The sequence below is a fragment of the Pedobacter suwonensis genome (genome assembly GCF_900111825.1).
GTDB lineage: Bacteria > Bacteroidota > Bacteroidia > Sphingobacteriales > Sphingobacteriaceae > Pedobacter > Pedobacter suwonensis.
The window spans coordinates 150,771-175,967 of sequence record NZ_FOJM01000014.1 but is presented as its reverse complement, the minus strand read 5'-3'; the positions used below and the strand labels follow the sequence as shown (position 1 = coordinate 175,967).

The 25,197-nt window shown below is 41.0% G+C and carries 21 protein-coding genes and 1 riboswitch; of the genes, 8 read left to right on the top strand and 13 right to left on the bottom strand.

All coding sequences use genetic code 11. The features are described from left to right. Positions 1-285: 285 nt before the first annotated feature. The 3 genes from BM107_RS18180 to BM107_RS18170 form a co-directional block, all read right to left on the bottom strand. The gene (locus tag BM107_RS18180; protein WP_159435277.1) at positions 286-2,139 is read right to left on the bottom strand and encodes a RagB/SusD family nutrient uptake outer membrane protein; all 1,854 of its coding nucleotides are present in this window, start codon (positions 2,137-2,139) and stop codon (positions 286-288) included. 4 nt (positions 2,140-2,143) lie between these two features. After that, positions 2,144-5,302: a SusC/RagA family TonB-linked outer membrane protein gene (locus BM107_RS18175; RefSeq protein ID WP_090985906.1), complete on the bottom strand. Its 3,159-nt coding sequence runs from the start codon at positions 5,300-5,302 to the stop codon at positions 2,144-2,146. A gap of 191 nt (positions 5,303-5,493) precedes the next feature. After that, positions 5,494-6,600, bottom strand: a complete 1,107-nt coding sequence (locus BM107_RS18170) for a glycoside hydrolase family 43 protein (protein ID WP_090985904.1) — start codon at positions 6,598-6,600, stop codon at positions 5,494-5,496. 292 nt (positions 6,601-6,892) lie between these two features. On the opposite strand from BM107_RS18170, the gene BM107_RS18160 reads away from it, so the two are divergent. Next, positions 6,893-8,500, top strand: coding sequence for a DUF6377 domain-containing protein (locus BM107_RS18160; RefSeq protein WP_090985900.1), 1,608 nt, complete (start codon positions 6,893-6,895; stop codon positions 8,498-8,500). A 147-nt stretch (positions 8,501-8,647) separates the two neighbouring features. On the opposite strand, the gene BM107_RS18155 is transcribed toward BM107_RS18160, so the two are convergent. Beyond that, a complete protein-coding gene (locus tag BM107_RS18155) occupies positions 8,648-9,019 on the bottom strand; it encodes an Hpt domain-containing protein (protein WP_090985898.1) in 372 nt (123 codons plus the stop codon). A gap of 159 nt (positions 9,020-9,178) precedes the next feature. On the opposite strand from BM107_RS18155, the gene BM107_RS18150 reads away from it, so the two are divergent. The 4 genes from BM107_RS18150 to BM107_RS18135 all read left to right on the top strand — a co-directional run bounded on the left by BM107_RS18150 (position 9,179) and on the right by BM107_RS18135 (position 14,816). Beyond that, positions 9,179-10,774 carry a response regulator gene (locus BM107_RS18150; RefSeq protein ID WP_090985896.1) on the top strand — a complete coding sequence of 532 codons (1,596 nt, stop codon included), beginning with the start codon at positions 9,179-9,181 and terminating at the stop codon, positions 10,772-10,774. Between the two features lie 761 nt (positions 10,775-11,535). Beyond that, a complete protein-coding gene (locus tag BM107_RS18145; protein WP_008245487.1) occupies positions 11,536-12,732 on the top strand; it encodes a sulfite oxidase in 1,197 nt (398 codons plus the stop codon). Positions 12,733-12,824: 92 nt separating this feature from the next. Beyond that, positions 12,825-13,421 (top strand): DUF305 domain-containing protein, encoded by a 597-nt coding sequence (locus tag BM107_RS18140; RefSeq protein WP_082489588.1) that lies wholly within the window; start codon positions 12,825-12,827, stop codon positions 13,419-13,421. 3 nt (positions 13,422-13,424) lie between these two features. Then, positions 13,425-14,816 (top strand): beta-propeller fold lactonase family protein, encoded by a 1,392-nt coding sequence (locus BM107_RS18135; protein ID WP_056095402.1) that lies wholly within the window; start codon positions 13,425-13,427, stop codon positions 14,814-14,816. 6 nt (positions 14,817-14,822) lie between these two features. Here BM107_RS18135 and BM107_RS18130 read toward each other — a convergent pair whose 3' ends face one another. The 5 genes from BM107_RS18130 to BM107_RS18110 form a co-directional block, all read right to left on the bottom strand. Beyond that, positions 14,823-15,809, bottom strand: coding sequence for a YeiH family protein (locus BM107_RS18130; RefSeq protein WP_008245480.1), 987 nt, complete (start codon positions 15,807-15,809; stop codon positions 14,823-14,825). Positions 15,810-15,926: 117 nt separating this feature from the next. Next, complete coding sequence (locus BM107_RS18125; RefSeq protein ID WP_008245473.1) at positions 15,927-16,676, bottom strand: substrate-binding domain-containing protein; 750 nt, start codon at positions 16,674-16,676, stop codon at positions 15,927-15,929. Positions 16,677-16,687: 11 nt separating this feature from the next. After that, positions 16,688-17,608, bottom strand: a complete 921-nt coding sequence (locus BM107_RS18120; RefSeq protein ID WP_056870676.1) for a molybdate ABC transporter substrate-binding protein — start codon at positions 17,606-17,608, stop codon at positions 16,688-16,690. 19 nt (positions 17,609-17,627) lie between these two features. Continuing rightward, the gene (locus BM107_RS18115; RefSeq protein WP_008245470.1) at positions 17,628-18,083 is read right to left on the bottom strand and encodes a DsrE family protein; all 456 of its coding nucleotides are present in this window, start codon (positions 18,081-18,083) and stop codon (positions 17,628-17,630) included. 19 nt (positions 18,084-18,102) lie between these two features. Further along, a complete protein-coding gene (locus BM107_RS18110; protein ID WP_082491480.1) occupies positions 18,103-19,188 on the bottom strand; it encodes a c-type cytochrome in 1,086 nt (361 codons plus the stop codon). Between the two features lie 144 nt (positions 19,189-19,332). On the opposite strand from BM107_RS18110, the gene BM107_RS18105 reads away from it, so the two are divergent. The 3 genes from BM107_RS18105 to BM107_RS18095 are packed head-to-tail and all read left to right on the top strand — an operon-like array spanning position 19,333 to position 21,161. Beyond that, positions 19,333-20,232, top strand: a complete 900-nt coding sequence (locus BM107_RS18105) for a LysR family transcriptional regulator (RefSeq protein ID WP_056095397.1) — start codon at positions 19,333-19,335, stop codon at positions 20,230-20,232. Beyond that, entirely contained in the window at positions 20,225-20,731 is a 507-nt protein-coding gene (locus tag BM107_RS18100; RefSeq protein ID WP_056095394.1) for a hypothetical protein, read from the top strand. Before BM107_RS18105 ends, BM107_RS18100 begins: the two co-directional genes overlap by 8 nt. A gap of 40 nt (positions 20,732-20,771) precedes the next feature. After that, entirely contained in the window at positions 20,772-21,161 is a 390-nt protein-coding gene (locus BM107_RS18095; RefSeq protein ID WP_008245456.1) for a YidH family protein, read from the top strand. A gap of 160 nt (positions 21,162-21,321) precedes the next feature. Here BM107_RS18095 and BM107_RS18090 read toward each other — a convergent pair whose 3' ends face one another. Genes BM107_RS18090 through BM107_RS18075 form a run of 4 tightly spaced genes read right to left on the bottom strand, consistent with a single transcriptional unit; the run spans position 21,322 to position 24,944 of the window. Continuing rightward, the gene (locus BM107_RS18090; protein WP_008245455.1) at positions 21,322-22,614 is read right to left on the bottom strand and encodes a voltage-gated chloride channel family protein; all 1,293 of its coding nucleotides are present in this window, start codon (positions 22,612-22,614) and stop codon (positions 21,322-21,324) included. A gap of 18 nt (positions 22,615-22,632) precedes the next feature. Then, positions 22,633-23,913, bottom strand: coding sequence for a phosphopyruvate hydratase (gene eno / locus BM107_RS18085; RefSeq protein ID WP_008245454.1), 1,281 nt, complete (start codon positions 23,911-23,913; stop codon positions 22,633-22,635). 58 nt (positions 23,914-23,971) lie between these two features. Beyond that, entirely contained in the window at positions 23,972-24,385 is a 414-nt protein-coding gene (locus tag BM107_RS18080; RefSeq protein WP_008245453.1) for an EamA family transporter, read from the bottom strand. A gap of 4 nt (positions 24,386-24,389) precedes the next feature. Beyond that, the gene (locus tag BM107_RS18075) at positions 24,390-24,944 is read right to left on the bottom strand and encodes a phosphatase PAP2 family protein (RefSeq protein WP_124910972.1); all 555 of its coding nucleotides are present in this window, start codon (positions 24,942-24,944) and stop codon (positions 24,390-24,392) included. Positions 24,945-24,986: 42 nt separating this feature from the next. Further along, positions 24,987-25,055: riboswitch (Fluoride riboswitch) on the bottom strand. Positions 25,056-25,197 lie beyond the last annotated feature (142 nt).

The following is a 25,197-nucleotide window of genomic DNA, read 5'->3' as shown; positions in this document are numbered from 1 at the left end:
TAATGGTTAAAAATTTGTTTTTCAGATTTTTATATTTATTTTTCTATTGTTTTAATAAAATACTTTTGTCAAAAAAATGTATATAAAACAGTTCATTTGTAACATATTTGGTACATCATGCAGTAATAAAAATCCTTTACAGAAATACTTTGCCGATTGGGTATTTTCAAATGACGCATATCAGGATTTATACCTGAACAAATAGCATAAACGCCTCCGGATTATTTTCAAATCCGGAGGCGTTGAATTCATCTGCTAATGAGTATCCGTTTTGGTTTTGTAGGCTTACCAGCCATAGTTTTGTACCAGGTTAGGATCTTTGTCAATTTCTGCCTGTGGTATGGGCATAAGGTAGTGCTTATCTGCAAAAACGCGGTTTTGTAAAACAACAGTCTTATAAAATACCGCCACTCCCGCCGCTTCGCTTGATACATCCAGCCCTGTACTGCTGAGTTCAGCTGCGGAAGGACGTGCATTTAGTCCCAGCGCTGGTACATTATCAACCGTTTTGGCGATCAGCCATCGTCTTACATCCCAGAACCGGTGGCTTTCAAATGCCAGTTCCACCCTTCGCTCATTTTGGATACGGTTTCGCATACCCGCTTTAGTATTGTCAGCTGCCAGGATCGGTAAGTTTGGCATGGCCACCCGGTTCCGAACCAGATTGAGGTATTGATAAACGGATGGGTCTGGCGCATCCAGATATTCATTCATGGCTTCTGCATAATTCAGGTAAATTTCTGCCAGGCGGAAAAGCGGGAAATTTCGCGTTCCGGTACCTGAATTCGCATTTCTGTCATAACTAGGCGATAAAAACTTCCGGACATTATAACCCCATGGGTTAGTACCCGGTTTACCAGTTGCCCAACCATCGGTTATTCCGTTGCCCGCACCATACCAGGCCAGTCGTACCGGGCGTTTGGTTGCATCGAACCTCCATACGTCATACTGGAAAAATATACTGGCATAGAACCGCGGGTCGCGATCTTTATACATGTTCGATATATTATTTACCGTTTGAAATTTCAAGCCATCCCATAACTGTCCATTCCAAACGCCGCTTGTAGTATAGCCAGAACCGGTTTGGTTTATCGGGTAACCATTTTTCATCTCATAAGCGTCAACAAATTGCTGTAAGGGCGTTAGTTTCCCGTTTCCTTTAAAGGGAGCGCCGTTTGGCAGATAGTTGCCATCAATATCTGTTGAGTTGCCGAGGATTCGTTGCAGAATAGTCTCGGTGTAATCACGGGTATAAAATTGTGCAGCATAATTCTGAACAGGGTTATCAGGAAAAGGACTGTACAATTTGTAAATACCCAGGTCAATAACTGCTTTCGCGGCGTCAGCAGCTCTTTTCCACTTCTCTTTATCATAGCTGCGGTTAAAAAGAACTTTACCATCTTTATTTTGCACATTGGCGTAAAGAGGGTTGCCATTAAATAGTGGACTTGCGGCATATAACAGGGTGCGGGCTTTTAATGCCAGCGCTGCGCCCCTGGTAATGCGGCCGGTTTGTGCGGCTTCCTGCACAAGGGGCAGCACATTCGCAATTTCGTCACATTCTGAGGTAATGAAATTAACTACCTCATCCACCGAATTGCGTGATACCTGCGTATCTTCCAGATTTTGAGGATCCACATCATTAGCACTCGTAATCAGCGGAACTGCTCCGTAGCGTTTAAAAAGTTCAAAGTAAAACTGGGCGCGAAGAAAACGTGCCTCGGCTTTGTAACGGGGTTTCCAGATCGCATAATAACTTTCCCGGTCGAGCGGTACCGGAACAGCATCTATGCGCTTGATAAATATGTTCGCCCTGCGGATATCCTGATATTTTCCCGACCAGTTACCGTATGGATTATCATTTGTACTCCAGGCGCCAAGATTATATTTGTAAGCATCTACCGCCTCTCCATTGTCGAACCAATGATGGTAAGTTTCGTCAGTTGCAGCCGTTAGAGGAGAGGTTAACTCATTGGGAAGGGCATTGTACAGGCGCGCCAGGGCCTGCTCTGTCAGGTTGATGTTGTTATAAACATCATTCTCACTTGAATATTCTGCAGGAACAACATCCAGATATTTTTTACAGGATGTGCTACTGATCAATAGTGCTGCCAACAGCAGCTTGGTTATATTTTTCATGGGGTTACATTGAAGCATTTATTCCTAAGTTGATTACACGCATTTGAGGGTAGTCTCCAAAGCCATTGGTACGCTCCGGATCGAAAATCTTCATCTCAGACCAGGTAAAAATATTTGATCCGGTGGCAAAAGCCCTGATATTGGTCAGGCCGATTTTTTTAACCCAGTTTTTAGGAAGCGTGTAACCCACCTCCACATTTTTAAGCCGCACATAGTTGGATGATCTTAGCCAAAATGTTGAATTCTGATTGTTGTTTACATTATTAGATGATGATAATCTTGGCCATTTCGCATTTGGATCAGGATTCTGCGTTGTCCAGCGGTTATCCATATAGTCTGCCAATACTGAGCTGTTATTCGAGAAAGCCCATGCAGAAGTGCCAGTTAGCCAAACTTTTCCTCCGCCGGAACCCTGAAAAAGAACATTTAGGTCAAAGTTTTTGTAAGTATAGGATAGGGTTAAACCCAGAATCGATTTAGGGGTGGTTACCTGACCAAGGTAACCTTCGTCCTGACTGTTAATCACACCATCCCCGTTACGGTCAAGATATTTGATATCACCAGGACGCACGGCACCGAATTGCTGAGTCGGGCTTGCAGCAATATCTGCCGCATCCTTAAACAGGCCAATTGCAGTTAAGCCATAAGCTTCATTAATTTGTGTGCCTTTCAATCCGCGGTAAGGCAATGCATACACTGGTTCAGCAGCATATTGTATGCGGTTTGTGGCATACGAATAAGAACCCCGGAGCATCAGGTTATGATTGCCAAAGCGTTTGCGGAAGGTAAGTTCTCCTTCAAAACCCTTGTTATCTACAATACCTGCATTTATGGCCGGTAGATTTTGAACACCTGTTACATTTGGAATGATGGCCGCTGTGGTCAGGATCTGTGAGCGCCTTTCGGTAAAAACGTCACCTGTAAAAGCGATCTGCCCTTTAAATAGTTCGAAATCCAAGCCAATATTGGTTTTCTTTGACTGTTCCCAGGTTAAGAATGAATTTCCAGTGGCACTTTCCTGGGCACCTGAATAACCATCTCCATCGGCTGCCAGGCCAAATCGGTAGCCGCTTCCGTTTCCGGTTTGCCAGGTACTTAAATAGGCAAAACGGCCAACACTGTTATCTACGCCAACAATACCATAAGAACCTCTTAATTTTAACAGGCTCACCAGTTTAGAATCTTTCAGGAAGTTTTCATTAGACAGGATCCAACCAGCAGATGCCGCAGGGAAAAAGCCCATACGCCGTCCCTTCATAAAGTTCTCAGAACCGTTATAACCGGCATCGAATTCCAGTACATAACGCCTGTCAAATGAATAATTGATCCTGCCTACCAGGCCCAGCTGTTTGTAAGGCAGCGCGGCAATAGCGCCATCAGCAGTGGCGGTGGCCAGAAAACTCTGTGACTGGTTATAACGCAGCATACCCGAAACAACATGTTTTTGGGCAAACGTCCTGTCGTAGTTCAGATAACTTTCAAAGGTCGATTTGCGACTGCCATTGGCCGCAATATTAAAGCCGAGCAAACCATCGCCAGTGGTCAGTTCTTCGTAACGTCCTTTGCTCAGGTCCGTTTCATTTTCGTTTGTGATAAAACGATAGGTAGAATAATTCCGTTGACGGGTAATGTTCCTAAAGTTCTGAGCATCGTAAGCGAACCGTGTTCTGAAGCTCAATCCTTCAGTAACAAAAGGCAGCTTTAATGTAAAGCCGATAATGGAGCTTAATGTATTTTCGAAAAAACGCCCGTATCCGAATTGCGTTAAACGGCCGTAAGGGTTGGCCGGAGAGTCTTTTTGTCCGGATACTGAACCATTAGGGTTTTTTAAAGGATAGATATATGCAGGTGTATTGCGTATCTCAGACCAGAATGCGCCTGCGGTTTCAGTTGGATAGTTTCTATCGCGAACAATGTCTGAAAGATTCAGCTCAAGCTTCAGTGTAGGCAAAAGATCAATATCAATATTGCTCCTGAAGTTATACTTGTTCATCACCGCATTGATATTGTAAGCATTCAAATCGTCATATTTGTATAACCCATCCTGTTTCAGGTAAGCCATCGATACAAAATACCTGGCTGTTGAGGATCCGCCGTTAACATTTAGATTGGCCTGGCTCATCATTGATGAAGGTTTAATCAGTTCTTCTGTCCAGTTAACATTTGGATAGAGGTACTGATAAGTAGGATTACTGCGGTCGCGGAATTTATTGAGGTATGCATCCGTGTAAAGGTTGGCATTCAGCCCGTCATTATTCAGTGCTTCCCTGAATAAGCTGAGCGCATCGAATGAATCGAGGTATTCTGGCATATTGAAAGGGCGCTGTTGTGAAGTCTGTGCGGTGAGTGAAATTAGCGGTTTACCCGTCTTCCCTCTTTTTGTAGTTACCAGCACAACGCCATTAGCGCCTTTCATCCCATAAACAGCCGTAGCCGCTGCATCTTTCAAAACGCTCACGGTTTCTACATCATTGGCATCAATACCATCAATGCTGTTCTCTATACCATCAACCAGCACCAATGGGCTTTTGCCCTGGTAAGTGCCAAATCCACGGATGTAAAGTGCTGATCCATCGGCTCCGGGCTCACCGCTGCTTTGTATGGTTAACAGTCCCGGTAAACGCCCTGCAAGACTGTTGGTTAAACTGGCGGTTGGCGTTCGTAATAGTTCCTTTGAGGTAACCGAAGTAAGGGCGCCGGTAACATTGTTCTTCTGTTGTGTACCATAGCCCACTACTACCACGTCTTCTAACATAGCCTGGTTCTGGCGTAGCCTGACTGCGATAAACTCCCTCGATCCAACTGCCACCTCCTGCCTTATAAAACCCACCATACTGAATACCAGGGTTGCATCTTCCGGAACTTTGATCATGTAGCCGCCATTAACGTCGGTTACTACACCATAACCGTTTCGGCCTTTTACGCTGACCACTACACCGGGCAAACCAACTCCGCTGGTGTCGGTTACACTTCCGCGGACATCAATATCTTTCAACATGGTGTTTGCTGAAAACATCGCGGGATCGTTTTTTTTCCCGCTATCAGACCTGGCATTTGCGTAGGCTGAGGAACAAAGGAATAAAATGAAAATAATAAACAGCTTAGCAAGACTAATGGTCCTGGCAGCAGTTCCTGCTTTGTTGTAATGTAAAAGTTTTCTCATAACTGGTTTAAAAGGATTTGCTTAATTAAATGATCTGAATTAGCATAGTTAATGCGATCATACTCCTGTGCAGTAGAAGCATTTTTGGGGTTTATAAATCGTTTATCTAAATAGCGGGTTAATAAAAAAAAGTTATAGGCAGGCCATCTTGCCATGTTTAATGGCACAGTGCTAATTGCTAGTTAATTTGCTTATTGTTCGTTAATAGGGCAGGGAAGGTTAATCCCGGTACTAATGGCGGTTCCAAAATCGGGTGATCCATCTGCTTTCCAGCTAAGTTGTTGCATTCTTGTGGTTCTGGCCTGACCCGGGTTATTTGGTGTGCTGCGGGCGTGGTAGATAAACCAATTTTCAGATTTCACCATACCGTTCTGATCGGTGAAGCTACTTGTAAAAAAACCGTTGTGTCCGGGGCCATAAACTGAATTTTTATCGCTCTTCACAAATACCTGTTTTTTGTTGATCCAGTTTTCTGCTATTGCAGGGTCGCTGCCGGTCTTCAACTGAATCTGTGCTAAACAGTAATTATCACTACTGTAACGGCTGGCAGAGAAGATGATAAATACGGGGCTGTTGGCATCGCGTTGCAGCATAATCGGCCCTTCGTTTACGCCTGCGCCAAGAAAAGTGGGCTCCCATTTTTCCCAGTCATTTGTTGGTGATGATATCTTGATTCGTGGTCCGCTGATCGTCCAGGGGTTCGACATGGGGGCGAGGTAAATATATTGTTTATATTTTTCGGTAGGATTTTCCCAGCCTGACCACACGAAATAGTTTTTATTGCCTATGGTAGCAACGGAACCATCTATCGCCCATTGATCATTTCCTGAATCGGCGATTTTGCCTTTAAAATTCCACATTCCCTGGGTTGGGTCTGCGTTTTCATTTTCCAATACAAACATGCGGTTACTGTCATCTACCCCCTTTTGTGCCGCGGCAACATAGATATACCATTTTCCCGCTAAGAAATGCAGTTCCGGGGCCCAAAGGTCAGCTGAGTGATCGGTATTTTCAGGCGGTGTCCAAACCGTTGTTTCAATGGCATTGGCCAGTTGCGACATCGCTTTTGTTTTGGCTATGGCCACACGGTTACCCTTGGTAGACAGAAAATAGTAGTTTCCATCTTTTTGGGCAACAAAAGGATCGGCATGATCGCCATTTACCAATGGGTTTTGGAAGTATTTTACAAGGGCACCTTGTTCGGTGTTGATCGTCGTATCTCCCTGAGAACTTTTCTGACAGGCTGTGGATAATAGGGGAAGTCCCGCAGTCATCAAAATAAGAAATTTGTTTCTCATAAAGCTTGGAATGGTTGGTTATTTGGTTGACCAAAAGTAGCGATCAAAAAACGGTATCATTCCGATCCAGAGGCCGATCTACCTCAAATCAAGATTGTATAATTTTTAAATACCTGTATAACAGTGTTTTGTGCTCGTATCGTTGCTTGAAAATCAAAACTGTTTTCAACCCGTTTTAGGTAACAGAATGCTGTCATTTTAATTTTAAACCCTAATATTGTAATGCCATATCGGCATAGATCAGAATTTGCTGTATGTTTATGTAACAGGCTGGCCGCCATCCGAAATATTAATGATAAAGAAAATTTTTGTAATAATCATATTGCTGGTCCATGTTCTGGCAGTTAGTGCACAAACATCGAAAGTGGACAGTTTATGGAAATTACTGAGAAGGGAACTCTCAGCAGAAAACAATTATATCCGGCAGAAAGAACAAAAAATTGAAAGGTTGCGTACGCAGCTCGCAACTGTTCCTGCTGAGGATTATCTTGATCGTTACAAATTGTTGTCAGGATTGTTCAATGAGTACAGTTCTTTTCGTTTTGATTCTGCAATTACCAACGGTAATAAATTGATTGCCCTTTCAAAAAAGTTAAGCGGTAAGCACTACCTCATTCAAAGCCAGATGGGACTGGCTACGGTTTTGGTGAAGTCGGGCTTTTACAAGGAGGCTTTTGAAACAATTGCAGAGATCGACACGGCTGGCCTCCCGGGCAGGTTACGTTACGACTACCTTAATTTACGTGGTATGCTTTTCGATGAAATCGGCGCTTACGACAATGACGCATATTATGCTGTGGGCTACCGCAAAGCCGCCCAGGCAGCATTCAAAAAGGCGGGGACTTTGATCAATCCTGGTGAACTTGAAAAAATCATTAGCCTTGCTTTTCTTCCCCCGGCTGAGCAGGATAAAAAACCAGACGCAGCGTTTTATTACCGATATCTACTGACTCATGGTTTATCAGAGCATCAGATTGCCATAGTCGCTACCAGAATTAGCCATGCCTACACAGGTGATGATAAGCTGATGTTGCTTACCCTTGCGGCAATCAACGATATCCGGTCGGCTACTAAAGAAACGTTTGCCATATTTTTACTGGGACAGGAGCTTTTTAAAATGAACCGGAACGATGATGCTTATATCTGTATGCAGGAGGCACTCGGTAATGCTGCTTTTTATGGAACCAGAAACAGGGCGGCACAAATCGAATCGGTATTGCCCTTAATCGCAAGCCGACTGATAGAAGAAAAGCAGCATGAGAAAGAAATGCTCTGGATTGGAATTGTGATTTTCGTGTTGGTGGCTGTGGTTTTGCTGTTCCAGTTGGTACTTTTCCGGAAACAGGTGATTCATATCAAAAAAAACGATCTGATCATTACAGAAAAGAATACAGAACTTGAAGACGTGAACAGCAAACTCTGGGAATCGTCCCGGATCAAGGAAGAACTCATCGGCCTGTTTTTTAAAACCTGCTCATCTTATATCGAAACGCTTGATAAGGTTAAACGCAAAGCTCAGCACAATATTAAATTAGGGAAATATCAGGATGCAACACAGGTGCTGGGAAATGTTCATATACAGAAAGAGAAATATCAATTGTTTAATACCCTGGATAGGGTTTTTTTAACCCTTTTCCCCAACTTTGTTTCCTCGTTTAATGCGCTTTTAAGGCCCGATGAGCAGATTGAGCTAAAAGAGGGTGAAATGCTCACTGCCTCACTTCGTATTTTTGCATTGATCCGCTTAGGAGTTAGCGATACGGAAACCATTGCCCGTATATTGGATTATACCGTAAATACCGTTTATACCTATAAAGCCCGTATGAAAGCAAAAGCTTTGGTTGCTCCTGAACAGTTTGAGCAAAAGATAATGGAAATCAAATTTACAGATGACCGCTAATGATATAAGAAACTGCAAATATATTTTCCAACATAGATTTACAATGGCTGGATATCAACTTATATTTCCTGTGTTTACAGTACAAATGATATACGCTATATAAGCTTCTTAATTACTTGTCAACTTATTCATTTTCTTGCTTAAGCATTAATTTGCGAGTTGGTTCTTGTAATGAATCAATTGTGCGCTCAGTTTATTGATGGATGCCTTTACGTGTCCAAAGCAGAATACTATATTTGCCACACCTACCTTAGTAAGCGCAAATTGTTCTATTTCTAAAAGGTCTTCAATAATATCTTCTCTACCCAGGTAGCCAAATGAAGTCTTCATTTTATGTACGAGAAACGCAATTTTATCCCAGTTTTGTAATGCAATTGCATCCTCTATTTCCTCCATTAGCTTTGGTACATGCGAATTGAAAAGATCAATTGTGGTAATGATAAACTTCGTATTGGTTCCTGAAATTTTTTCAAGATAGGAAAGGTTTAATGGTTTATCGACATTGTTTGAATCACACATATCCGAAGCTGATCTTAGGGTTAAATATTCTCATTCTGTACTATTTATATTTTTGAATTAAATATATACGATGTAGGATGAATCTGTTATAGTGAGATGTGTAACTTATCTGAAACAATGTAACAAAAAGATTGTTTAAAAAGCTTAATATGCTTTCGAATGATAAATATCCTGATAGTAGACGACCATTATAATAATGTTAAGATCTTGGCAACTGCGCTAAAACGAGACGATATTGTATGCTACGTTACTACATCTCCAAAACAAGGTTTGCAAATGTGTATCGATCATTCTATTGATATTGCATTGATAGATGTGAATATGCCAGAACTATCGGGGTATGAACTGCTCGAGTCTATAAAGAATAACCCATTAACACGCGGGGTAATGGTGATTTTGATTACAGGCTACTCCATGGATACCAACGATGTGGTGAAGGGTTTAACGCTTGGGGCTGTTGATTATCTCTTTAAGCCTCTTGATTTACATGTCACCGTGGCAAAAGTAGATTCCATTACCAAGCTAATCCTTCAACAGCGGGAAATCAATAATAAAAATCATCAGCTGGAACAGTATAAGAAGGAACTGTTGGAGATGGTTTCTATTGCAGAAAAGAGTAAACTGGCAAAAGAAAACTTCCTGGCCAATATGAGCCATGAAATACGGACACCATTAAACGCTATTTTGGGGCTGATACACATTTTGGAAACCACCAGATTGGACGCTGACCAGGCTAAACTTTTGGGAATGTTGACTTATTCCTCTAAGCTTCTACTTCAGTTAGTGAACGACATTTTGGATATATCAAAAATTGATGCCGGGAAAGTGAAACTGAATAAAGTGGAAACCGATTTGAGCAGACTGGTTAATGATATATGTGAGCTGACCCGGCCCCTGGCAGAAAGCAAAAATCTTGTTTTGTCATGTTCTGTTGATAAAAACATACCAGAAGTTGTGATGGCAGATACCTTAAGGCTCAATCAGATTTTAATTAACCTGGTTAATAACGCGATTAAATTTACCGAATACGGTGGTGTAAATGTGAAGGTTACCATCTCCGAAGTCAGAGAATCGCAGATATTATTGAACTTTTCTGTTTCTGACACCGGAATCGGTATTCCTAATGAATTAATTGGTCAGATCTTTAACCGGTATGAGCGGCTGGAATGCCCCATGGCTGATAAATTCGGCTCTACTGGTTTAGGCTTGCCAATTGTTAAAAAACTGGTTGAACTTAAAGGAGGCACCCTGAATGTGGAAAGCAGTGTTGGAGTGGGTACAACTTTTACCTTTACTAACTGGTACAAAGTGAATAACAAAGTTGAAGTAGCTAAATTAGCTGAAAGTAAAGAGCGGTTTTTAAAATCTTTCAGCAATATTTCTTTGTTACTTGCTGATGATGACGAAATTAACCGGTTTGTGACTAAACAGATATTATCAGAATGGAATATTCAGGTTGATGAGGCTGAAAATGGACTGGATGCCTATGTTAAAGCTAAATCAAAACAGTATGATGTGATACTAATGGATATCAATATGCCCGTGATGAACGGTGTAGAGACTACACGAAAAATCAGAAATGAATTATCTGAACACAATAGGTACATCCCTATTATGGCATTCTCTGCATTTATCAAGGATGAAGACAGGATAGCTGGGGACCATGTTGGGATAGATGCCTATATCCAGAAGCCAATTGAACCAGAAAACTTATATTCACAACTGTATAAGCTGCTAAATAAGGATCACTTATAGCATTTTAATAAATTTATAGCCAATATATTCCATCTCCTGCTCAATTGGGTTGTCAAGCTTCTGTCCTTAGTCTTGTTCGAATTGATTGAACCTTAATGATTTAATTTCTGTTTAATATCCAGTTTTAACAAGCGTTGATCTTGAAAGCTTTTTACGAAATGTTATGTCGGAGAAAGTGCTATTATAAATTTGACTTTTTGACCAATGCTTCGGATGTTTAGATATTCAGATTAATCAGTAATCCTTGAATCACTTTTTGCCATGTGAAGAATATTTTGCCCCATCTACTCTTAGCGTGTCGCAAAGGTAAAAGCCAATTAAATTATAGATCTAAACAAAAAAGCCCATCTTTCGATGAGCTTTTAATTAGTAGAGTCAATCCGCGGAAGTTCGAACCTCTTTGAGCATTGCGAAGCGATAATTAATTTTGAGAATTTGTTAAACAATAAGGTTGAAGGGCAGTATCGGAAAAAGAAAATATTATAAGTTTTACAAAGCAATTTATGATTGTGATATCTGATCACAAGGCTTCTTCAATGAATTGTTTCAACTATGTTTATGTTCTCAGGAAACGACCGTTTTTTGATAGAAATTGAGATGAGTATTTGATAAACAGTTATAGAACTATTGTGTCTTTTCTAGCAGGCCAGCGATGAAGTAAAGTCTACAGTTGTTTCCTTTCAACCATCAAGAAAAAGGAAGAATACAAGTTATCCTATGAGAGATTTTTGGCTATATTGTAATCACCTACATTTATTGAAATGAAAAACGACAAAACATCACAAAACTACACGTTAAACAGACGTAATTTTGTTACTGGAATTATCCCGGTGATAGCTGGCGCAACAATACCATCCTGGGCTTCGGCGAAGGAGATTCAACAAACCAGAGAAGACAATGACTTTCCAGGACTTATTACGCGAGAGAAAAAGCCATTAAATATGGAGTTTCCATTTCCTACGTTAAAAAACAGGATTACTCCAAATAACCAGTTCTTCATCAGGAGTCATTTTAATATTCCCAATATTGATGCTACAAATTGGGAATTAGAGATTGGCGGCAACACCAATCATGTCATAAAGATCAATCTGAGCGAACTTAAAAAGCTTCCTGCAAAAAAGGTAATGGCTACTATAGAATGTGCCGGAAACGGACGTGCTAACCTCGCCCCAAAAGTGAAGGGTTTAGGATGGGAACAAGGTGGGATCAGCAATGCTGAATGGACAGGAGTACCTTTATCCGTATTGTTAAAGAAGGCTGGCATAAAGGTGGGTACGGTAGACATTATTTTGGAAGGGAATGATGAGGGGATGATTACAGAAGAGCCGAAATCACCAGGAAAAATCAAATTCGCCCGAAGCATTCCGTTAAATATAGCAATGCAGGATCACATCATCATCGCCTATGAAATGAATGGAAAACCATTGAGTGCTGAACATGGTTTCCCGGCAAGGGCAATTATTCCAGGATGGTATGGTATGGCATCTGTGAAATGGCTGATGAAAATTACTGCATCTGAAAAGCCGTTTGATGGCTATTGGCAGACGATTGAATATGCTTACTGGAAGCGTGTTGAAGGACTACCTACCTTGACGCCCGTAACCACTACATTGGTTAAGTCTGAAATATCAAGGCCGGTATTGTTTGAAGCGGTGCCGGCTGGAAAACCTTATCAAGTAAGGGGTGCAGGATGGTCAGGTGATAGTAACCTATCGAAAGTAGAAATAAGCACGGATAAAGGAAATTCATGGCAACCAGCAAAATTAATTGGTCCTGCTATCCCTTTCGCCTGGCAGCTATTTGAATTTGAATGGGTGGTTCCTGCTAAGACTGGAAGATATAGTTTAATGGCTAGAGCGACAGATCAAAATGGCAAAACGCAACCCATGGAGCATGATTTAGACAGAAGAACTTACATGGTTAATTTTATCTCGCCAATTGATGTAGATGTAATATAGCTCAATAAGAACAAATTTCAGGATCTTGCGGTTATCGCATAAGGCTTGTTTGGCATAAACAGTTTATCACAATTAATATTCTACATCAAACCATGATCAGATTCACGTCTATACTTCTACTATTTGCTAGTTTCTCTGCACGAGCACAACATGAACACATGCAAATGGCAACTAAAAAAAATGTCTTCCTTGGGCAAATGGCTCATATGATGATGAAGATGGATGAAATATCAGCTACCACATCTGCAGACAGAGATTTCATACAAATGATGATCCCACATCACCAGGGTGCTATTGATATGGCAGAAGAAGAGATTAAGACCGGAAAAAATAAAGAAATGATTCAGCTAGCTAAAAGTATCAAAGCTGAGCAACAAACCCAGATTCAGCAAATGCGACTCCTGCTCAGCCATCCTGAAGGATTTATCGCTACAGGCAACCAACATCAAAACGCCAACCAGAAGATGATGAAAGTGATGATGGAACAAATGCCTGAAGAAAAACAATTGTCTGATACTGATCTGTCCTTTGCAAGGATAATGCTTCCTCACCATCAGGCTGCCATCGACATGGCTAAAGTTGAGTTGCGGTATGGAAAAAATAAAAATGTAAAAAGACTGGCCGAGAATATTATCTCAGATGAACAGATAGAAATCCAACAAATGAAGACATTTACAAACTCCCATTAACATATGAAAAAGATATCCTTGTTTACGCTATTAATATTCAGTTTTGCCCTACAATCAAAAGCACAATCAATCTATGCCCAAGACAGGGTTTATACAGGCAATCAGATATCTAATACGGTTTCTGTCTTAGATCCCTCAACACAAACGCTATTAGGAAATATTGTTCTTGGTAAACCCCAACCTGATATCTTAAGTCCTCTATATAAGGGACAGGCCCTGGTTCATGGCCTGGGTTATTCCCCTAAAAGGCAATTACTAGCAGCGGTTTCCATTGGATCAAATTCAGTAACCTTTATTTCAACAGCAAAAAATAAAGTTTTAAAAACTGTTTATATCGGACGTTCACCGCATGAGGCAACCTTTAACCCTTCAGGATCACAGGCATGGATATCGGTAAGAGGAGAATCGTATATCAGCGTAATTGATGCAAATAAACTGATTGAAATCAAGCAAATTCCAGTAGCCGACGGCCCGGGAATGGTTGCTTTTACTCCAGATGGAAAATGGGCTTATATTTGTTCCAGCTTTACTGCAGAAGTGGATGTAGTGAATGCAACTTCTTATGCTATTGTAAAGCGTATTCCAGTAGTTAGTCCATTTTCTCCAAATATATTCTGTAGTCCTGATGGGAAATGGATTGCATTGACACATAAGGATGTAGGGAAGATCACTGTCATCAGCACGGAGACAAATACGATACATACAGTACTAAATACAGGTCCAATTACCAACCATGTCACTTTTACTTTAGTTAATGATTCACCTGTGATGCTGGCAACCATTGGCGGAGAAAACAGCTTAAAAGTATTTAGTGTTTCACAAGATTTCAAGCTTACTGATAGCGTTGCGACAGGATCATTGCCACATGGCGTCTGGACTTCGGCAGATGGTAAATTTGCATATGTCGGATTAGAAAATGATGACCAGGTACAAGTGGTTGATCTGGTAAAAATGGCCGTTGTAAAAACCATTGCTATTGGACAATGTCCGCAAGCATTGTTGTACGCCGCTAATGCCAGCCCTGCAAATGCCTCAAAAGAAAATTTAACCCCGCTTAATCTTGCAGACAAAAGTCAGGTGATTAAATTGATGAATAAGGATAATTCAATGTCATCAGGCATGCTAAACGTAAGAAGCGTAGGCTTGACTGATCTTGTCCAACAGGACTTTAAAAAACTCGAGCCAAATACTTCGTATACTTTAGCGTTAACCAACTCCTCAAATGATACGTTTAACGCAGATTATGTCATCAATTCTTTTAAGACCGATGAAAAAGGAGCTTTTAGCGGTCAATCCTCGGGGATAATTAAGAGTGTAGGAACAGGTGGCGCCGATTATAAACATGTGGTTCTTATTGATGATCTTTCAAAAAAGCTGGTGATGATCAGTAACTAATGTATTTTAAACCAAAGATATAACTGCCCATAATGCAGCACTTGAAATTACTATCCATAAAATTACGCCTTGTAACAGTGGCATTATCCCCACTGCTTTCAAGATAGTAAATGAGAGTCCGCTTCCTATCAGGAACAAGGTTAAAGTTAAGCCTGCTTTTGCTAATGCTACAAAGTAGGGCGCAAAAGGCTTAATAAAAGGTAAGTAGGTGTTGGCGATCATTGCCAGGATAAATAGCCCTATAAAATAGGGTATACTAACTTTGCTATTGTTGCTTTTGAACAGGAAAGATGTACCAAACGCTACGGGAACAATCCATAGTGCTCTGGCTAACTTAACAGTTGTGGCTATCTGTAGTGCTTGTTCACCATATTTACTGGCTGCCCCAACAACAGAACTGGTATCGTGAATAGCAATGGCACACCACATACCAAATTGTGACTGTGACAAGTTAAGCGCATGTCCGATAGCGGGGAAAAGAAATAAGGCCACCGAGTTGAGTATAAAAACAGTACCCATTGCAACGGAGATCTGTTTTTCTTCTGCGTTCATTACAGGCGACAATGCAGCAATAGCACTTCCACCACAGATCGCCGTTCCAGCTGATATCAAAAAAGATGTTTTACGTTCTATTTTAAATACTTTTCCCAGGATAAAACCAATGATAAGCACTCCGAAAATAGAAACTACGGTAAACAGTACGCCTTCTTTTCCTGCTTTCATTGCACTGAATACATTCATTCCAAATCCTAGCCCGACAACAGAAATTTTTAGCAGCAGGTTTGTGGCCTTGTGATTTAAATGCAGATAGGGATGTTCCATTAGTTGCGCCAATACTAATCCTAGCAATAAGGCTAAAGGAGGCGACATAAATGGAAAGAGGCACAGCAAAACTGCCAGGATGAAGATAATTTTACGGGTGTTTAAATTTAAGTTTAGCAGGTTACCCGCCTTTATTTTAGAAGAATTTGAATTGTCTTTGATTTGTGTCATAATTTTGATTGTCTTTATTTTCTAATTCAAAGATCCATAACTAATAAACCCCGATCAAATCATTAAAACTTATCTTCCATAACTTCATGTTATAGAAGATAAGTTTTTAGACATTATTTATTCCCAACCCCATTTTTTGAAAATGAGATGTCCTTTATCGGATTGCATAAACTTGATAAAATCCTCAGTTTCCGACTTATGCGTACCAGTGCTACCCCTCACTACAGGTGTACCTCTATAGACTGTTTGTGTAACAGGAATCCTAACCATTGAGGTGAGGTCTGGTAAACGGTTATGCCAGGAGCCAAATGTTATCCAGGCATCATATTGAGGATCATTTTTCCATGCAGCAATACCCAATGCCGAATTTGCAAATGTACCTGCTATACGCTGCTGTATGTTTGCAATCAGATCTTGTCGACCTGCCAAATCTTCCCAAAGCCCCATTTGCCCAGCCCCATTCACATCAAGAATTTTCACACCTGGTTTACAGAGATCGCCCAGATTTTTGATGTTTTTAGGATTGCCGGGCCGTACCAGGATCGCTGCCGCACGTTTATATAACTCTGTCCGAGAGTTCGCCACTATCATGTTTGGGTGGTCAGACATGAATTTTGAAAGCATGTATTCTGCTCCTCCAAAGAACAGATCTGCATGTTTCATTGCATCCGGCATCCATTCATTATCTGGCCCGGCAGTGACTTTAATTACGATATCATGCTGCTTTCCAAAAACCTTCGCACATTCATTGATCGGTCCGAGCGGCCCACCGGGACCATAGACATATAAAGTATCGTTTGGGATTTGTGCATTCCCAATGGTCACTACAGCAACGACTGACAATATGGTTAAAAATATATTTTTCATTGTGTTTATGTTTAAGGTAAATCAAAACCAAACTTTTTGTAGATGGCAGCAGCCTGCGGACTGATCAAAAAATCCATAAAATCTTTTGCAGCGGCCGGATGTGGCGCATCTTTTAACTGTCCCGCTATATATTGCGCATGGATATTCTCTTTTTCAGGAATTTCAATGAGCTCAACAGGATGGCCAATCATTTTCTGATAGTAGGCCTCAGTATACCATACTGGAGCGGCGTCACTTTCGTTGTATAGGATCCTCATTGGTGATTGGCGATGATGGATCATGGTAAGATAAGTAGTCTTATCTTTAACTTTATCTTCCATGATGGTAGATTTTAATGTTTCCCCTCCAGCTTTCACATAGGCTTCTTCAATACGTTTACCGATCCCTTCATTCTCTGGATTGGGCATACTGATCCTCAGCTCTTTATTTGCTAAATCTTTGAGTGACTTCAATGCCTTCGGATTTCCCTTTTGGACCATGATTGCCAACCTGTTTCTAGCATATAAAGTCGTTTTGCTAAACCATTCAGGGGTCATGTCTATCCGGTTCTTACCAGCTGTATAAACATCCGGCTTTAAGGTAATTCTCATGTTGCCCACCACAATGCTACCGGTTTTTATTTGTTGGGCTAAAATGCCTGGGGGAAGCGTTTCGGCAAATACCCGCTGATAATGTGGATATGACTTTTTAAAGGCTGCAATTAATTCGTCAATGCACATAAACTGGTTACCGGCAAAGAAAACCACCAGTTGGGGATCATTAATGTCTCCAAAAAGATCAGGCACATTGTCTACTCCAGGTACTGTGAACTGAACTTTACTTTCAGGTGGAGTATTCCAGGGCGGATCAAAGCGATGATCCTGGGCCTTAACATTTCCACAAAGCAATAAAAATGCAACTGTGGCTAAAAAGGTGTGATTTATATATTTCATGATTTTCTAATTATTTGGTTTAAGGATGTACAACTGCCCATCCCTGATATTGACGGATGATGATTTCACCATTGCCGCTGGGTACATAACTGATAAAATCAAATAAGGTATTTTTTTCGATTTTCCTTTCTCTGACGGTATTTTCACATTGTGCAAGAATTACTCCTCTGGATTGCAGTTCTAACAATGTTTTTTCAAAAGATCCGTTCTTCTGGTAAACAGCTACGCCATCTCCAAAGGCAATAAGTTCTGCATTGATTTTCCCTTTTAACCTGGGATCGTCGAGTGCATTTTTTAGGTTTCGAAGTGTTCCTGCAATCTTTTTCTCATCACCGTTATTGATTACATACAGTGCCTTATAATTTTTCAGGGTGGCTTTTGCCCCTGTAAAATTAGCAGGTGTAGCTTGGGCAAAAGTGGCCGAGGTTGCTGCGATCAGCAAAAATAATGTACAGATTAAGGTTATTTTTTTCATGATTTTAGATTTTGATGATTTATTTAGTTGTTAGTTTTACTTGTTTTTCGGAGGTTACAATTGGTGCAAATGGACCATACTTATGTTGATTTTCAGAAAATTTGTCGGCATATGGTCCGTATGGCGCATCAAAAGGTTTTTTTAACAAATCAGGGTAATCTTTTCCCTGATCTTTATGTGGTCTTGGCTGTGAGTTCACAAAAGCAGCGAGATCCCAGGCCTCCTCATCACTTAACTGCGCATCTCCATATCTGGCACCATATGGCATATTGTTCTTTACGAACCCCGCAAAGTTACTGAGTCTATACATCCCTGCGCCATCATTGTAGCTGTGTTTGCCCCATAATGGCGGATAAACATAAGTTAGTTTGTCTTCATCGAGTATTCCCTCACCATTTGCACCATGACAACTTTGACATTTACTGGTATATAAAATCGCTCCATGTTTGACATTCGCTGCCCTATCCAGGAATTTTAATTTTTCGGTTCCCGTTCCAAACACTTTCTCCCCTTTTTTTACACCTGTTCCAAGCCATTTCATATAAGCCAGCATTGCCTGTATCTCTTTACTAGATTCGTCTGGTACTTTGCCTGCAAGACTTCGATTGAAGCACTCTGCAATACGTGCCGATGCAGGTTCAACCTTTCCTGATCTGCCACTCATTTTAGGAAAACTGGAAATAAAACCAGCATAATTATTTCCGAACAGTTTGGTTCCACCCTCGAGGTGACAATTCTGACAATTCATACCATTTGTAATACGGGCTATGGATCCATTTGGCCCAAAATATTTGCTCGTATGTGCTATTAATTCTTTGCCATACCTGATCATCTGGCCGTACTTGGTGTCCGCCGGAATCGTATTTTCATCAGGCGCTTTCCAGGCATCAGCAGGTACAACCTGGCTTTTGACGTTAACAGCAGCTATACCGGTTTCCACATCCTGTTTGGTTTTTGCTGTCACTACATCTGGCTGCCCATTAAAAAATAAAGTGCAGATGAAAATGGTTCCACAAGCAACAAATAGAAACGCAATGATAGCCGTTGTCCTGGCTGTATATATAAGTGCTTGTCTGATTTCTTTTTCTGTTGATTCCTTATTCATAACCAATATTTTTCTGTTACAAATGTGCATTTATTCTACTCATCAGAAAAAGCATAAAAAGTTATTGATGATAACGTAAGGTTATGATGTCAGTACCCGTTGAAACAAATTGTTTGTATCTTAGGTTATCTACTAAAACCGTGTATGATAGATTTCCGTTTGCAAGTATTTTATGCTGTCGCTAAAAGGCTGAATTTTACAAAGGCCTCGGCAGAGTTATTTATCAGTCAGCCTGCTGTAACCAAACACATTAAAGAATTAGAGCAGGAGTTCAAAATGTCATTATTTGAACGCAGTGGAAACAAAAAAATCAGCCTCACCCCAGCCGGCGAATTATTGTTGCATTACGCAGAACAGATTTTTGGAACTTACCGGGAACTGGAATATGATATGAATCTACTTACTAAACAGCATAAAGGAATATTGAGGATTGGTGCCAGCAGTACTGTGGCACAATATATCATTCCACCTGTATTGGCACAGTTTCACAATAAGTTTAAGGATATACAAATTCAACTGGTTACCGGAAACACAGAAGATGTAGAGCAGCGTTTGATTGCTAAGGAAATAGATTTTGGAATCATTGAAGGCATCTCCCGGAACCCACAGATTAAATACGAACAATATCTAAAAGACGAGCTGGTGCTGGTGTGTTCTGGTCACAATTATGCCATGAAAAAGGAAATGATCAAACCGAATGAGTTGAAGGATTATGATTTATTACTTCGTGAACCTGGTTCTGGTACACTAGATGTTATTGCATATGCTTTAAAAGCACACCAGATAAAGGTGGGGGACTTAAATATAGAAATGCAGTTAGGTAGTACCGAAAGCATTAAATCCTATTTGATTCACAGCAAATGCCTGGCTTTTTTATCTATCCACTCCATATTGAAAGAGCTCAAGAATAATGAATGCCGCATCATAGATATCAAGGATATGGTTATCGAAAGGCCGTTTCATTTCATTCAGCTTCATGGTCAGCAGGACGCTCTGGCGGAACTATTTATGCGCTTCGCTAAAAGCTACAACTATAATGTATAGTGTTACCGAAATTTCGAGGCAATATCAGCCAGCTAAAGTGCTGCTGCTCTTTGTTTCTGAAGCTCCTGGAGGTGACGATAAACATTTTTACCTGGGAAATACTAATCTGTTTCGAACAATTTATCTTGCATTTAGTGAGGTATTTGGCGATTTTAAATCTGTAGAAGATTTTTTGCAGTTCTTTAAAGGCACGGGATGCTTTTTGGAACATCTAACTTGTACACCTATTGATAAATCGTCAGTTAAAATCAGAAAAAACCAGAGGCAGGGGGGAATAGAGCAATTAGCTCATAAAATCAGAACATATCAACCCCGATTAATCATGATCCTAATGAAAAGCATTGAACAAGAGGTTAAAGAATCTATTGACCTATCAGGCTTATCGTTTATCGAAGAAATTGCAGTTACCTGCTATCCTGCCGGCACTGAATCAAACAGGCTTACTTGCATCCGGGATACCAGGGTTATCATCTCCAAACTGGCATCGATATTGACATAACATGCAAATATATTGCTGTAATATACCGATACAGAACAAGATGAAAATTCAAGATCAGGAAAACACCAAACAGCATGCAGGAGACCATTTGGCTAATGAAAGAACATTTTTGGCCTGGATCAGAACCAGTATTGGTATCATGGGATTTGGCTTCGTGGTGATGAAATTCTCGCTATTTATCAAGCAGATCAGTGCCGCACTGGGGAGTAAAGTGCCCCTGCACCAAACCGGAGATTCCCGCATTATCGGGATTTTTCTAGTTGCCCTGGGAGCAATTACTATCATTTGTTCTTACTTAAGATATAATTCAACGAAAGAACAATTGAATCAGGGGGTGTATTACCATTCAACACTTTTTGTTAAAGTTTTAACCGCTTTAGTTTTCATAGCTAGTATACTTTTACTGCTCTACCTTATTAAAACAACATAGGCAGTTAAATCATCTGTACTTGATGCTTTAGAAAAGAGAGGAAGGAAAGCGGTCGATATAGCGTTGTTTTTTGATATAAATTGCTGATTGCATTGGTCAAGGATCTTATAAAAATTTCACCTCTTTATGATAATCCACAGGAACAGGATAAGTCAATATTTTATGTTCCCGTAAATATTTTGGGTACCGCAATACGCTGTGAAGAATATATACCTGAATGGCCACTGAAAAAATAGGCTGTAAAACAGGCTACCGCAAAAAACATGGTGTATTCACTACCAAAAAGTTCTATACCCATAATCGTACAGGCAAGGGGTGTATTCGTTGCACCAGCAAAAACAGCAATAAATCCAAGGGCAGCAAACAAACTAACTGGAGCATTTAATAAGGTCGAAAGTGCATTGCCTAATGTTGCGCCAATATAAAACAAAGGCGTTACCTCACCACCTTTAAATCCAGTTCCTAATGTTAAAGTTGTGTAAATGGTCTTCCATAACCAGCTCCAAGTATCTGCTCCACCAGGCTGAAAAGCAGAGGGAATTGTAACGGCTCCTTGGTATTCGCTATCCACGCCCAAACTTAAGTAATCCGGTTTCCCGATGGCGTAAGTCAAGCCTATAATAATCAGACCACCGATAACAGGAATAAGCCACTGGATCTTACATACTTTAGAAAAAAAGGCCTTGATCTCATGCACCATTACAGCAAACAGGTAGCTGGCCAGACCAAACAATGTGGATGCTAGAATAACCTTACTAAGCAGGAGTAGGTTTACCGGCAGGTATTCAGATAGAAAGTAGGCACTTTTCTCTATGAGATCGATGTGATAAGCGGTATGATGGATGCCCCAGGCAGAGACAGTAAGATCACCAAGCACGCTGGCAATTAATGCGGGAAGTAAAGCCTTGTACTCTATTCTTCCAATGGCCAGAACTTCCATTGCAAATATGGCACCGGTGAGCGGTGTTCCGAACACCGCCCCAAACCCGGCTGCAATTCCCGCGGTAAGGAGCATCTTGGTGTCTACCTCATTTAGCTTAAACCAGCGGCTAAACATTCCTGCGATGCTTCCTCCGATTTGTACCGCGGTTCCCTCTCTTCCAGCCGATCCGCCAAACAAATGGGTAATCACTGTAGTTATTAAGATTACTGGCGCCATCTGCCTGGGCACTCCACCACCCGGCCTATGGATTTCATCCATGATCAGGTTATTTCCTTTTTCTGAGGACCTACCAACTGACTGATAAATCAGGTGGATCACAATACCTGCTAAAGGTAGCAGAAAAATGAGACAGGTATGCTGAAAGCGAAAGTGAATGGCCCAGCCTAGCAGCCAAAGGAACAAGGCAACCATACTTCCTATTGCAATGGCAACAGGAAGTATAAGCAGCGTCCATCGAACCGCATATTTAAAAACCGAAAGGTGTTCAAATAAAAATTTATTATGTTTCATTGTAGGTTAGCGGCTGATTTATAATTTTTTATAAAAAGTATTGATTCCTGCAAATGATGCCCTATCACCAAGTTCTTCTTCTATCCGAAGCAACTGGTTAAATTTAGATACCCTTTCAGAGCGGCAGCCACTTCCTGTTTTGATGTGCCCCGCACCGGTAGCGACAACCAGATCCGCAATTGTCGTGTCTTCAGTTTCACCACTGCGGTGAGAAATAAAGCAATTGTAACCGTTTTTTTGGGCTAGTTCTACGGCCTTTAGCGTTTCGGAAACTGTACCGATCTGGTTCAATTTAATCAGTACGCTGTTTGCAATGCCCTGGTCGATTCCCTGCTGGATAATACTCGGGTTGGTGCAGAATATATCATCTCCAACCAATTCCACTTTGTCTCCCAAAAGGCTGGTCAGCTTTTTCCATCCCTCCCAATCGTTTTCGCCCAACCCGTCTTCCAACAGGATAATTGGGTACTCTTTTAACCATCCTTCCCAAAAGCCAATCATTTCATCTGTTGTGATCCGTTCTTTAGAACTTTTATAAAATTCATATTTTCCATTATTCCACATTTCGCTGGTCGCTGGGTCAAGACAAAGGGAAATATCCTTGCCTGGAGCAAAACCGGCAATATGTATCGCTTCCATGATGATTTGGACGGCTTCCTCATTAGAACTCAGATTTGGCGCAAACCCACCTTCGTCACCAACTCCGGTATAATAGCCTTTCGCTTTTAGCAGACTTCTCAGGGAATGAAAAACAGCTTCGCCCATACGGATACTTTCCTTAAACGAGGGGGCGTTATGAGGGGCAATCATAAATTCCTGAAAATCGATGTTGTTATCAGAATGCCTTCCCCCATTAATGACATTCATGCACGGTACGGGCATTACGTAACCTTCCCTTTCCACTAGCTGCCTATACAAGGGAATCCCTTTTGCAACGGCCGAAGCCCGGGCGAAGGCGATTGAGGCCGCAAGCATCGCATTTGCGCCGAGCCTTGATTTATTCTCGGTTCCATCCAGACCAATTATATGATCATCGAAGGCCTGCTGACCCTCAAAGGATAAGCCGGTGACTGATTTGCCGACTTCGACGTTAATCCCTTTTACTGCTTTTTCCACGCCTTTACCATTATAGCGCTCTGGATCACCATCTCTAAGCTCTACGGCTTCTTTTTCACCCGTACTTGCCCCGGATGGAGAAATACCCCTTGCTGTTGTTCCGTTAAGAGTGACTTCTACTTCTACTGTCGGATTGCCCCTGGAATCCAAAATTTCACGGGCATGAATTTTAGTTAATTTCATAGTTTTTTGTTTTATATTGATTTTTAGTATTTCGGTTGCTTACAAATAATTGAGTTTCTCAAAAGATCAAAACCAGTGTTCCCCCAATGATCAGCAGGGCACCAAAGAATACTTTCAGGGTAAGAGCTTCTTTCAGGAACACCATTGCAAGTATAATAGTTAGGGCAACACTCAACTTATCAACAGGGGCGACCTGGGACACTTTCCCGATCTGCAAAGCCTTGTAGTAGAATATCCAGGACAAGCCGGTGGCAAGGCCAGATAAAAAAAGAAATAGCAGGTTATGCTTTGACAGTTCCGTAATTCCTTTAAGTTCGCCTCTGGCCATTACGATCCCCCAGGCTACAATCAGTATTACCACCGTTCGTATGGCAGTAGCCAAATCAGAATTGACATTGGTTACGCCGACTTTTGCAAAGATGGCCGTAAGGGAAGCAAAGAAAGCTGATAATAGCGCGTAGATCCACCACATAGTTTTATGTTAATTTTCCGTTATTGAATAATTCCAAAGTAAATGAGTACAAGAACCGTTGCTCCGGCAATGATCCGGTAAATGCCGAACCAGCGGAAAGAATGCTTTTGAAGATAGGTGATGAAAGAGCGGATGGCCATCCATACATCCCACCCGCACCTGCTTTACTTAAATGAATGATCGTAGTTAGATTCGGTTCATGGGAAGGGCGTAGACGCTTAACGGTGTTTTTAATCAGTCCTGAAGCAATCTGATCTGCACTAGCAACTAGTAGCGCAATGGTAATAAGAACCTGCCAAATTTTTTTGCAGAAATTCTGGAAGAGGCAATAAATAATGAAGGCATAAAAAGGAAGCCAAAAACGCTTATCACTGGCCCAGTACATGATCGTATCCCAGAATGCATTATGGTGCTGATTTATCCACAAGAACCATTCAGTTTCAACCGGCAGGACCATTGCTAACACTGATCTCACTTTGGCAGACAGACAAAGTAAGACAAGCGCAATTAAGATAGCTGCCAGCAATAAGAGTTGAGAATTTATTTTTAATTTTTTCACCTACAATACTTTGACCGGCAGATTTTATTACCTGCTGGAATTTCTATTGTAGGCGCCATCAGCTTTTGAAAAAAGCGGTTGAATCGGAAGGACACCATTTCCGTATTGCAAATATAATACTAATAAAATGATGTGCAAAATCTTAAAGTAGGTGTTGAGAATTTAATTTATCACTATTCCTCCTTATTTGAATACGAGAACCAGTTTCTTATTCTTCTACCGTTTAAACAAGCATCATATCACGGGATTAAAG

Coding starts and splice junctions, on each gene's coding strand:
- BM107_RS18180 (WP_159435277.1), bottom strand. CDS start 2,139: ATGAAAAATATAACCAAGCTGCTGTTGGCAGCACTATTGATCAGTAGC.
- BM107_RS18175 (WP_090985906.1), bottom strand. CDS start 5,302: ATGAGAAAACTTTTACATTACAACAAAGCAGGAACTGCTGCCAGGACC.
- BM107_RS18170 (WP_090985904.1), bottom strand. CDS start 6,600: ATGAGAAACAAATTTCTTATTTTGATGACTGCGGGACTTCCCCTATTA.
- BM107_RS18160 (WP_090985900.1), top strand. CDS start 6,893: ATGATAAAGAAAATTTTTGTAATAATCATATTGCTGGTCCATGTTCTG.
- BM107_RS18155 (WP_090985898.1), bottom strand. CDS start 9,019: ATGTGTGATTCAAACAATGTCGATAAACCATTAAACCTTTCCTATCTT.
- BM107_RS18150 (WP_090985896.1), top strand. CDS start 9,179: ATGATAAATATCCTGATAGTAGACGACCATTATAATAATGTTAAGATC.
- BM107_RS18145 (WP_008245487.1), top strand. CDS start 11,536: ATGAAAAACGACAAAACATCACAAAACTACACGTTAAACAGACGTAAT.
- BM107_RS18140 (WP_082489588.1), top strand. CDS start 12,825: ATGATCAGATTCACGTCTATACTTCTACTATTTGCTAGTTTCTCTGCA.
- BM107_RS18135 (WP_056095402.1), top strand. CDS start 13,425: ATGAAAAAGATATCCTTGTTTACGCTATTAATATTCAGTTTTGCCCTA.
- BM107_RS18130 (WP_008245480.1), bottom strand. CDS start 15,809: ATGACACAAATCAAAGACAATTCAAATTCTTCTAAAATAAAGGCGGGT.
- BM107_RS18125 (WP_008245473.1), bottom strand. CDS start 16,676: ATGAAAAATATATTTTTAACCATATTGTCAGTCGTTGCTGTAGTGACC.
- BM107_RS18120 (WP_056870676.1), bottom strand. CDS start 17,608: ATGAAATATATAAATCACACCTTTTTAGCCACAGTTGCATTTTTATTG.
- BM107_RS18115 (WP_008245470.1), bottom strand. CDS start 18,083: ATGAAAAAAATAACCTTAATCTGTACATTATTTTTGCTGATCGCAGCA.
- BM107_RS18110 (WP_082491480.1), bottom strand. CDS start 19,188: ATGAATAAGGAATCAACAGAAAAAGAAATCAGACAAGCACTTATATAT.
- BM107_RS18105 (WP_056095397.1), top strand. CDS start 19,333: ATGATAGATTTCCGTTTGCAAGTATTTTATGCTGTCGCTAAAAGGCTG.
- BM107_RS18100 (WP_056095394.1), top strand. CDS start 20,225: ATGTATAGTGTTACCGAAATTTCGAGGCAATATCAGCCAGCTAAAGTG.
- BM107_RS18095 (WP_008245456.1), top strand. CDS start 20,772: ATGAAAATTCAAGATCAGGAAAACACCAAACAGCATGCAGGAGACCAT.
- BM107_RS18090 (WP_008245455.1), bottom strand. CDS start 22,614: ATGAAACATAATAAATTTTTATTTGAACACCTTTCGGTTTTTAAATAT.
- eno (WP_008245454.1), bottom strand. CDS start 23,913: ATGAAATTAACTAAAATTCATGCCCGTGAAATTTTGGATTCCAGGGGC.
- BM107_RS18080 (WP_008245453.1), bottom strand. CDS start 24,385: ATGTGGTGGATCTACGCGCTATTATCAGCTTTCTTTGCTTCCCTTACG.